Raw genomic sequence first — 10,813 nt, 5'->3', positions numbered from 1 at the left:
TCCAAAACGCTTATGCGCGCGCCAGAACGGAATTTCGCGCGGAGATGCTGGGCGTACTGGAGAGCTTTTTATCCCAAGAGGACGCCGAGAAGGATCCGGAATACGTGCTATTTAATCAGCTCTACCAAATGGCGATGACCGCGGGCAGAAAGAGCGATATTTTTATCCACGTCCAAGGCATCAGCGAAAACGAGGTCGTGCTGCGCGTGTATCAGCGCTTCGAGCTGGAGAGCGGCGAGACAATCTATTACGCAGGCGGTGAGTTTAGCTACAATCTGGATGAAAATTTCGGCAAAATTTATCGCTACGAAATTTGATTTTAACGCTACGGCGCGAGATCGGTGCCGCCTCGATCGTAAATATCGCACTACGCTTCTTTGCCGCAGCGTCTAAATTTAAACCCTAAAACACGCGGCGAGCTAAATTTAGACAAATTTTCTGCAACGATAAAATTCCGCTCGGTTCAATTTATCGTAATTTCAAATTTAAAGCTGTGTGTAAATTTTTTATCCTTCGATACGCAAATTTTACCCTACTGCCCGCCTGCATTCGAGTTCACCTTGTTTTACGCTTGCCAAAATTTTAAATTGAGCTCGAATAAATTTTGCTCCTTAGGCACATAAATTTTGTAGAATCGCACTTTTATGCAAAAGAAAAGATAATTAAACGAAGCCGAATTTAACCAAGGCGCGTATATAGGAGGGCGGGCTCAAAGATGATACGCTAGGTGGCGGTTTGCTGCCATTGCTTACTTTAAAAATTTTAAGCATTAATACGTGCAAAATGTAAAAATAAAGAAGTGAAAACGCAATGCTAAGTAAGAAAACTAGGATAATAAGAGCACTGATCGGACTAGCGATAATGATAGCGGGAGCGGTGTTTAGCAGCTGGTGGGGGCTGGTCGGGCTCGTGCCGTTTATCGTGGGGGTCACTGGATTTTGTCCCGCTTGCTACTTTTTAAACCGCTGCTCGCTAAAGCGTTAAATTTAGCCGCGGTATGCGGTCTGCTGCGCGCCGAGGCAAGAGGCACGATAAATTTAGCAGCAAAGCGAGCTTTAAATTTTAAATTCTCCACGCCTTGCCGCGGAACGTTAAATTTAAACGAGCGCTTAAGGCTTAAAATTTTATCGCGCGATGCAAGGCCGTAAATTTAATCTCATGCCGCCGTTAATTGGCATGCCGCTATCCGCGTAAATTTTAACGCCGTGCCGCTTTTGACGCTCTTGCTAGAACGGGCTTGCGCTCCGCGCCCGCCACAACCAAACTCTATGATTAATCGCACCCCACCTCTTAAAATTCATCTTAAATTTGCTAAAATTGCAGCAAAATTTAAAATTTAAAGGAGCCAAAATGTCAAATATCTTAATCATAGGCGCGGGCGGCGTGAGCCAAGTCGCGACCGTAAAATGCGCGATGAACGCGGACGTTTTTAGCAAGATCACCCTTGCTAGCCGCACCAAAAGCAAGTGCGACGCGATCGCTAAGTTTATCAAAGACCGCCTTGGCGTGCAGATCGATACCGCCCAGATCGACGCGGACGACACCGATGCGGTCGTAAATTTAATCAAAAAAAAGGGCGCCGAGCTACTGCTAAACGTCGCGCTGCCGTACCAGGACCTAACGCTGATGGAAGCGTGCTCTCGCGCCGGCATACCTTACATCGACACCGCAAACTACGAGCACCCCGACACCGCCAAATTTGAATACAAACTACAATGGGCGAAGGACGGCGAGTTTAAAGCCGCAAACACGATGGCGCTGCTGGGAAGCGGCTTTGATCCGGGCGTGACTAACGTATTTTGCGCCTACGCACAGCAAAATTTATTTGACGAGATCGGCGAGATCGACATCTTAGACTGCAACGCGGGCGATCACGGCTATCCGTTTGCGACGAATTTTAACCCTGAAATCAACCTGCGCGAAGTGAGCGCAAAGGGCCGCTACTGGGAGCGCGGCGAGTGGAAAGAGACCGAGCCGATGCAGATTTCGTTCAAATGGGACTATCCGAAAGTGGGCGTCAAGGATAGCTATCTACTCTACCACGAGGAGCTAGAAAGCTTAGTAAAAAACATCAAAGGGCTAAAACGAATCCGCTTTTTCATGACCTTTGGACAAAGCTACCTAACTCACATGAAGTGCCTAGAAAACGTCGGCATGCTTCGCATCGACGAGGTCGAGCATAACGGCGTGAAAATCGTTCCGATACAGTTTCTAAAGACGCTACTGCCTGATCCTGCGAGCCTCGGTCCTCGCACGAAGGGCAAAACCAACATCGGATGCGTGATCCGCGGGCTCAAAGACGGCAAAGAGCGCCAAGTCTATATCTATAACGTCTGCGACCACGAGGCTTGCTACGCCGAGACGGGCGCGCAGGCGGTGAGCTACACGACGGGCGTGCCTGCGATGATCGGCTCGATGATGGTCGCAAAGGGCATTTGGAGCGGAAAAGGCGTCTTTAACATGGAAAATTTCGACGCCAAGCCTTTCATGGATGAACTAAATAAGCAAGGCTTGCCGTGGGAGATAATCGAAATGAAGCCAGGAGAAAGATACGAAGTCTAAATTTAGGCTTGTCTTTTTCCGCTATACTTTGTTAAATTTTACCTTGCTTCACTGCTACGGGACATACAGTCCGCCTCATTCGCAAGGTAAAATTTGCCACAAACTCTAATTTCGTGAAAAATTTTTAATAATACTAGATGCAGTATGTATTGCAAGTACAGCAAAATAGATACTCTACTGTTTTATTAGATGAATATTTTCTTTTGGAGTCGGATTTATACCTAGAATAAGAAATAGTAAATTCTTTTAGCCTTCCTTTTTTTTCAAAAACTCCCCTTATTGCTTGTATAGGTATTATTCCTTCGTTATTGTAGCTCATAAATATATATTTTGAATTAGCATTTTCAATCAAATTTTTAAATTCATTATATGCTGTATTTACAAGACAATATTTTGATCTTTTGTCATTTTCTAGTCGCAATCCAGTTTTTCCATAAATCACTGGATTATCATATTTGGCAATTGTTTCTAGTATATGATAATTTGTATAGTATTGTCTGCGATTATACGGAGGGTCTAGATAGAGCACGTCTGTACTAATTCTTTTTATTAAATCGTTTGCATCTTGATTATATATTTCGTGTTCTTGATGGTTAATATATAGTTTGCTTGGCCTAAAATAAAATTCTAATAAAGCTGTCTTTTTAAATTTTTTTAAATATGCTCCATATACTGAAACCGAATTAGAATACTTATCTATGCTTTCTAATAAGGATGAGATGAGAAAAAAATATTCATCAATTGTGATTACTTTGTTTTTTTTTAAAAACTCTATTTTGGTTCTTATTGCATCACACTTTTTCGCATTTTGTTCTGTAAAATACATCCTGCCATCCTTGCCGGCTGGTGAATAATTTTCTGCAATAAAGCCATGAATCGGTTGTAAAGTATTAAAAAAACGAAATACTTCTTTTAGAATATTATTTTTATCTTTTATTTTTAAAAAATTTACTAATTCTTTAAACTCTGGCTTTTTATGATTTCCTATAAAATGCCTATTTAAAACATATGAATAATACTGTAAATCATTGGCTATTATCTTAAAACCTAATTTCTTAAAATTTAAACCAACCACACCTGTTCCAGAGAATATATCGCAAAATACTCTACAGCTGTCATCTATATTTTCTAATATTATTTTTTCGATGAACGGTAGAAGTTTATTCTTGGCACCTATATAGTTCAATAAACAACCTTTTTACGAATTTCTTATATTTCCAGTTAATATGTCTAGGAAGAGTCTATTCCTCTTATCTGCTGTAAAAACGACACTGTCAAAAGATAATACGTTTATATAGGCTTGGACTGAGGGGATATATGAATAGTAATAATGTAATCTATGTTCCCCGCCGCTTAATATATTAGGTTGGTAGCCTCTTCTTCGTAGTAAATTTTCAAATTTTGTATCAAATTCAAAAAACGAATATACAAAAACGTCTTTTATTTGATTAACCATAATTCTTCTAAAAACATCAGCATATGTTGCCAATTGATCCAAGGCCTTGCTCCTATCATATTCATTTAAGCCTATCCTTTTTAATTCTATAATTACCACATCTTTTGAGCTAATTGATGTTTCATCGTCTGAATATAAAATAAGCAAATCTGGTCTATCTAGTTCATATCCTTGTGGTACTTCTCCTAAATCCATAGCCAATTCTTCTCTAATTTTTTCCATAGTATTGTCGCTTGCGGCAAAGTTAAAAGTCATAAATTTGTCATCGAATAACCAAAAATTATTTTGTGCAACATTTTCCATATTATTGTGATTACTTGTTTTCCTAGGCATTATTAGATCATGTATGTCGCCCTCGGAAAAAAGTTTCTCCGAATCTTTGCTTGTGTTTGTTTGATAAATATTCTTAAGCATCTCTATGATCACCTGACGATAGGCAAAGTAGTGTGCCAGTTGCTCTTGCCCAGTTTCTGTAAAATCTTTTGTTATTTCTATATATTTATCTTTTTGAAAATTTCTTGTTTTTAAAATATTTTCAGAAAATTTTTTGACTTCCTCTTTAACTTTTTTGGATGAATTTTCAAATAATTTTTCAGCATCCTTTTTTATATCATCTATACTTTTAGTAAAATCATCCATATCTTTTACATACCTAGCTAAATAAGGATTTTGATTAATAACTTCTTCTTTTTTTAAATTAAAATCATCCATTATATTAGGAAATTTATCTACAATTATAGCTCTAATTGTCTCTCGTAATTTCAAATTTATAGACGGCATAGTAATAGGCGCTTCTTCTGTTGGGTTATTTTGATTAAAAAAAACTATAAAATCTTCTCTAGAGTCGTCAACTATTTCCTTAAAATAATCAGAAGTCAAACAAAAAATAATAGAAGGTCTGCCTGGTAAATCATCACTAACTTTAGTATCATTCGGGAAATCTTTAATTTTTCTATAGGCAGCTGCATAAAATTGCATATTTTTTCTTGCATCATCATTTTCTATTCTGTAATAAAGCTTAAAAACCTTTGTTATACTACTATCGTTAGAAGAAACGCTAAATACTTTTTCTTTAAAATTATAGGATAGCATCTTGTTGCTTATGAGCTTTTTGTTTATCCACTCCTGATCATCTATAAAAATAGTCAAATTTTTATCATTCGTGCTGTACTCTATAAATAACGGAAGCAGTTCTGTAAAAATATTTTCTTTTATTTGGTCTAAGTTAAATTCTTTGTTTTGATAAGCCTGTTTTAAATTTTTGTACTCTGTTATAGTATAACTTTTATCGCTACTTTTTTCTTCTCTAGCAAGTTCATCTATTGAATTATAATTAAAATTAACGTTAAAATTTATTTTTGTTTCTTTCCCGAGTTCTTGCCCGTTGTTTTTAGTTTGACTTGTTATGAATATATCGTCAAATACTTTTAAACATAATATTCTTCCGCTACCAAGAGCTCCCTTGTCAGCATTTCTTTCAGTATACAATGTTAAAAAGGCGTCCGCATCTTCGTCGGTGAACCCATGCCCATTATCTTCGATACTATAGCTGACTATATTATAAATGGATCCTTCGCCGCCATGCTCTTCTAGCTGAAATTTTATTTTTATAATATCGGCGTCAGCCTGTATTGAGTTTATAATGCTTTCGTAAAGCGGTCTGAAAAAATCTGGACTTTTCTTGATTCTCTTAATGGCCTGAGCTATATTTACTTTCATGTACAATCCTTATGTTTTCTGCCCTATTCTATCAAAATATTTTTTTAAAAAATATTTAAAAACTCAAATTTTGTAAGAAAATTTAGCAATATTGCCTTGTTGCTTTGTGTTTACAAAGTAAGGTTAAAAATGAGAAATTTTTTATGAAAAAATGAGGAAGTATTGCTTAAGCGAAAAATACTATACCTTATAATCTTGTATTTAAATTTGTTCGGTTACATAATTTGTCGCAAAATTTAGTTTACCTTGATGAAGGTTTCTTGAAAAAACCCAAGCAAAACTAAGTAGAATTTTTACCCCGCTTGTATTAAATTTATGCCAAAAATTTTACATTAAATTTACTCCAAGCTTCTGTACTGAAAGGCATTTAAATTTTAGCTATAATCACACAAAATTCACACGGTAAATTTGGGCAAATTTAAATCTAGTCGCGCAAACCCCGCGCCCACTCAAATAACAACAAAAGGAAAAATTTGAACTCTTCAAGAACTTCACTATCTTTTTTAGTCGTACTAAGCGCGCTCATGGCATGTACATCGCTATCTACGGACGTATATCTGCCCGCTATGCCTACGATGGAGCGACAGTTGCATGGCGATGCGGAGCTCACGATAACGGGCTTTTTGATCGGCTTTGCTATCGCACAGCTCGTATGGGGCCTATCAGCGATAGGATCGGGCGTAAAATCCCGCTTTTTATCGGTATGGCGCTCTTTGCGATCGGATCAGTAGGATGCGCGATGTCGGACACTATGACTAGCGTAGTGTTCTGGCGCGTGTTTCAGGCCGTGGGTGCGTGCGTAGGACCGATGCTAAGCAGGGCGATGATTAGCGATCTTTTCGGTAGCTCGCAGGCCGCACAGATGCTCTCTACGCTAGTTATCATCATGGCGATAGCGCCGATAGTGGGTCCGTTATTGGGCGGCGCGATACTGGAGTTCGGCTCTTGGCACGGGATATTTTGGCTGATGGCGCTAGCTAGCGCGATTATGTTTGCAATGATTTTTTCTCTACCGGAGACCTTGCCGCTGCAAAAGCGCTCCACAAAGCCCATCGTATCATCTTTTAGAAACTATCTAAGATTATTGCAAGACGCCAAATTTATGCGATACACTCTTAGCGTGACATTTTTCTACGTAGCCGCCTATGCCTTTATCACTGGCTCGTCGTTTGTATATATCGATTATTTCGGCATTCCTAGCAAATACTACGGATTTTTATTCGGCCTAAACATCGTGGGCGTCATGGCGCTAAGTTTCGTAAACAAAAAGCTGGTAAAGCGCTATGCGCTAAACCGCCTACTCATAGTCTCCACGCTCGTTGCCGCGCTTGCTGCCAGCGTGCTGTTTGCGTTTGCGTTTTTCAAAACGGGCGGCGTTCTTGGCGTGATAATCCCGATGTTTTTCGTTTTTAGCATGAACGGCATTATCGCTTCTTGCTCCAATGCCGCCGCTCTTGATAGCGTGCCGCAGGAGATGAAGGGTTCGGCCGCTGCGCTCATCGGCTCGCTGCAATACGGCAGCGGCATCCTCTCCTCTGCGATGCTTGCGGCGTTTTCTGCGGGTACGCCGCGAGTGATGTCTTGGATAATAGCCCTTTGTTTGGTTAAGCGCGCTGGCGGCGTATTTTAATAAGTAAATTTTAAATTGCGGCGAAATTTTATAATTTGCCGTCGCGTTCGGCTCTGTTTTAAACAGACGGGCGGTTTCTTAAATTTAAACTCTAGCTAAATTTAGACCGAAATTTTTAAGTAAACTTTGCTATAATCGCCTAAATTTTGAAAAAACCGAGGAGAAAATATGAAACTAATTTACGCTGCTTGCGTGCTCGCCGTGTTTGCTTCGGCTCAGACCGAAACTGTGCAGGTGCCGGACTTTGCTAAAAGCTCGATGAAGACGCATGTGCAGGCCGAAGAAAAACTAATCGCAAATGCCCTAAAAGGCGATCTAAGCCAGATCGCAAGCGATCTAAAGATCGATAAAACGCTAAAGGGCGGCGAGTCGCTTGTTATTAACGGCGCGCATTACAGGACGATCGAGGGCGACAGCACGCAGTGGAAAGAGGGCGACGCCGTGCGCCTGCTAAGCGGCAACAAGGACGGCAGATGCCTAAGCTCGATCATGCTCAATCTGCGCACGAAAACCGTCTGTAAATTTATGTGCGACGCGTATTAGGCGAGAATTTCGTCTAAACCACAAAAATCCACCGGCTCGGCGCAAGTTTCTTGCAACGAGCGGTTGCTTCTGCTATTTAGCCATAGCATAGATCGCTAAATATATGCCTATGAATAAAACATTGTTATATATTTTTTTAAAAGCGTTCGTTATGTTTATTGTCCTATATTTGTTCATTCCGCACCCAGAAGATGGAATTTATAATATGCTAGATATACGCATGTTTATTGGCTTAGTGTTGTTTTGTATCTGCCTTATATTGGATATTTAGTTTACATCTTAATCTCTATCTTTACGTATCGTATTTTTTGATGGTCGCCAAAATTGCATATCACAAATTTAAATTCTAAACGGCTTGACTTGGGTTGTTTTTAAAATTTCGCTTTAATATCGATAAATTCTGCTATAATAAACGCAAATTAAACAATGCCGTTAAAGACGTAACGCGGGCGTGATAAAGCGAGTAAAATTTGTAGAGGCAAATTTTAACCCTGCCGCTCGGTACTTCAAATGGTAAATCAAGGAAAAAGATGCAAAAATTTAGAATTACAAACGGCGAATACTCACGCATGGATATTTTTTTGATCATGACGCTGGTTTATATATTCGGCGTGGCGTGTAGGTTTTTTTGGATATATTGGGCTAGCGGGATTGAGCAGTTTTCTTTTGACGGCGAGCTCATTATGACCACAAACGACGCTTTTGCGAATGCCGAGGGTGCGCGTGATATGATAGCGGGCTTTCACCAGCAGGGCGATCTTAGCCCGTACGGCGCGTCGATCCCAACTCTGGCATTTTTGCTTAGTAAAATTTTACCAGTCAGCCTAAATAGCATTACGATTTATATGAGCGTGTTTTTAGCGCCGCTAGTGGCCGTGCCGATTATTTTGATAGCAAGAGAGTATAGGATCCTGAGCGCCGGCATCATCGCGGCACTACTTGCCACCATATTACCGGGATATTATATGAGGACGTTAGGCGGTTATTTCGATAGCGATATGTTAAATATCGTCCTGCCCATGCTGACAATCTGGGCTCTAATCAGACTCACTCAAAACGGCTCGCAACTAAATTTAATCTTGCCCGCGGTCTTTATGGCGCTTTATAGCTGGTGGTATCCAAGCTCGTATTCGTTAAATTTAGCCATAATGGGCATGTTTTTATTTTACACTTTGATATTTGATAGACGAAATGAGATAAATTACAAAGCTACGATTCTTATGGCGGTAGCGGTGATAAATTTTAAAACATACTATGGCGACTATACGATAATAGTAAATTATATTTTATTGCTTAGAATCGTGCTTATCGCGTCGTTATATTTTTTAATGATTAAAATTCCAAGCTCTCAAAACAAGAAAATTCTTTGGATATTGGGTGTTTTGGTAGTTGCTTTGTTTATATATTTCGGTGGGCTTGATCCTATCTTGAGTAAAATGAGAGCATACGTCGGCAAGAGCGTAGGTAAAGTATCGGGTGCTTTTTATTTCTATGGGGTCGGAAGCACAATCAACGAAGTAGCCAATACGGATTTTATGAAATTTATGGGCTATTCTAGCGGAAATATTTTTATATTTATATGCGCTATGGCCGGCTTAATTTTTATGTTTATTAAATTTCGCTCGTTTATTTTGGCTTTGCCGATGCTATTACTTGGATTTTTGGCATTTTTCGGCGGAGTTAGATTTACGATGTATATCACGCCGATAATTGCTTTTGGCTTTGCTTATTTTCTATATTTTACTTTAAATTATTTTGAGATACGAGTTTGGCTTAGAAATTCTATGCTAATTGTGCTGACTTGCTTGGCGCTGCTACCAAGTCTAGATTATATTTATAAATTTCGTGTCGCGCCCGTGCTTATGAGGGGCGCCGTGGCCCCGCTTGCCGAGCTGAAAAATAAAGTAGACAGAGAGGATTATGTGGTCTCGTGGTGGGACTACGGGTATTTGATCAGATATTATGCCGACGTAAAAGTGGTGGCAGATCCTGGAGGCAGGCAGTTTGGAGATTACGCATTTTTAACGGCGTTTTCTTTTAATAAAGATCAGATAAGCTCGGCTAATATGGCGAGGCTAAATGTCGAATATATCGAAAGGCGTATGAATGAAAATTTTAGCTCGAGCTTGCTTCAAATGCAAAAGGATTATAATGAGCCCGATATCAATAAATTTTTAAAATCGCTGGAAGATAAAAATTTTAAACTCCCTCAAAAAACCAGAGAGGTGTATTATTACTTCGTACCGCGTATGTTGGATATGCTTCCAAATATTTTAAAATTTTCCGCTATAGATATAACTACGGGCGAGGAGTTTTATACACCATTAGCTTATGTAGGATATGACATTAGGATGGGTGAAGACGGAGTGAGCATAATAGTGGGCAGTGAATGCACATTACCTAGCGCTGATCCGGAATATCTGATTCATGACGATGAAAAAATGAGTATTAACTCCTACTATCATGTAGGCGAAGTAGACGGCAAACTCGTTAAATTATCAAAGCAGGTAGATGAAAGCTCCGATTTGTTCGTTATATTTTTGCCAGACTATCAAAGGATTTTAGTTTTGGATAAAAGGGTCTTTAACTCGACGTTTATTCAGCTTTTTGTACTGGAAAATTACGACAAAGAGCTATTCGAGCCGGTTTCTTTAACCGATTCTGCGAGGATCTATAGATTGCTAAAGTAAGCTTAGATATATAATAAGAGGTATAGAATTGCAAGGCCTAGTATTTCTTGTTGTGTTGAATATCCTCCTATTTGTCGGGTGTTATATTTACTTTAAATTTAGACCACGTTTTATAAGCTAACGCTAACATAGAGGTTGAAATTTCACCAAAAGGAGTAGATATGAGAAATTTAGTTGCAAAAGTGGCGCTTCTTAGCTCTTTAGCTGCAGTAA

Annotated in this window: 9 protein-coding genes; 7 read left to right on the top strand and 2 right to left on the bottom strand. The window is 39.3% G+C overall.

From position 1 onward, the window contains the following. The 3 genes from Q0614_RS09925 to Q0614_RS09915 form a co-directional block, all read left to right on the top strand. Nucleotides 1-317 (top strand): hypothetical protein (locus tag Q0614_RS09925; RefSeq protein WP_298788413.1); only part of this gene is annotated, 317 nt, incomplete at its 5' end. A 493-nt stretch (nt 318-810) separates the two neighbouring features. Further along, complete coding sequence (locus Q0614_RS09920) at nt 811-984, top strand: DUF2892 domain-containing protein (protein WP_009492563.1); 174 nt, start codon at nt 811-813, stop codon at nt 982-984. 366 nt (nt 985-1,350) lie between these two features. After that, entirely contained in the window at nt 1,351-2,562 is a 1,212-nt protein-coding gene (locus Q0614_RS09915; RefSeq protein WP_298788409.1) for a saccharopine dehydrogenase family protein, read from the top strand. Nucleotides 2,563-2,695: 133 nt separating this feature from the next. On the opposite strand, the gene Q0614_RS09910 is transcribed toward Q0614_RS09915, so the two are convergent. Continuing rightward, a complete protein-coding gene (locus Q0614_RS09910) occupies nt 2,696-3,748 on the bottom strand; it encodes a DNA adenine methylase (RefSeq protein ID WP_297949798.1) in 1,053 nt (350 codons plus the stop codon). A gap of 12 nt (nt 3,749-3,760) precedes the next feature. After that, nucleotides 3,761-5,737 (bottom strand): ATP-binding protein, encoded by a 1,977-nt coding sequence (locus Q0614_RS09905; protein WP_298788407.1) that lies wholly within the window; start codon nt 5,735-5,737, stop codon nt 3,761-3,763. A gap of 473 nt (nt 5,738-6,210) precedes the next feature. Between Q0614_RS09905 and Q0614_RS09900 the strand changes: the two genes are divergently transcribed. From Q0614_RS09900 to Q0614_RS09885, 4 genes are all read left to right on the top strand, one after another. Beyond that, nucleotides 6,211-6,468, top strand: a complete 258-nt coding sequence (locus Q0614_RS09900) for a hypothetical protein (protein WP_297949796.1) — start codon at nt 6,211-6,213, stop codon at nt 6,466-6,468. Continuing rightward, nucleotides 6,390-7,367 carry a multidrug effflux MFS transporter gene (locus Q0614_RS09895; protein WP_366125055.1) on the top strand — a complete coding sequence of 326 codons (978 nt, stop codon included), beginning with the start codon at nt 6,390-6,392 and terminating at the stop codon, nt 7,365-7,367. The genes Q0614_RS09900 and Q0614_RS09895 overlap by 79 nt, the downstream gene beginning before the upstream one ends. A 168-nt stretch (nt 7,368-7,535) precedes the next feature. Beyond that, the gene (locus Q0614_RS09890) at nt 7,536-7,910 is read left to right on the top strand and encodes a hypothetical protein (RefSeq protein ID WP_298788405.1); all 375 of its coding nucleotides are present in this window, start codon (nt 7,536-7,538) and stop codon (nt 7,908-7,910) included. Between the two features lie 530 nt (nt 7,911-8,440). Continuing rightward, the gene (locus Q0614_RS09885) at nt 8,441-10,600 is read left to right on the top strand and encodes an STT3 domain-containing protein (RefSeq protein WP_298788403.1); all 2,160 of its coding nucleotides are present in this window, start codon (nt 8,441-8,443) and stop codon (nt 10,598-10,600) included. Nucleotides 10,601-10,813: the final 213 nt, after the last annotated feature.

Source organism: uncultured Campylobacter sp. (assembly GCF_937997595.1).
Classification (GTDB): domain Bacteria; phylum Campylobacterota; class Campylobacteria; order Campylobacterales; family Campylobacteraceae; genus Campylobacter_B.
Note: the sequence above shows the minus strand (reverse complement) of the source record. Positions and strands in the feature narration are given on the sequence as shown.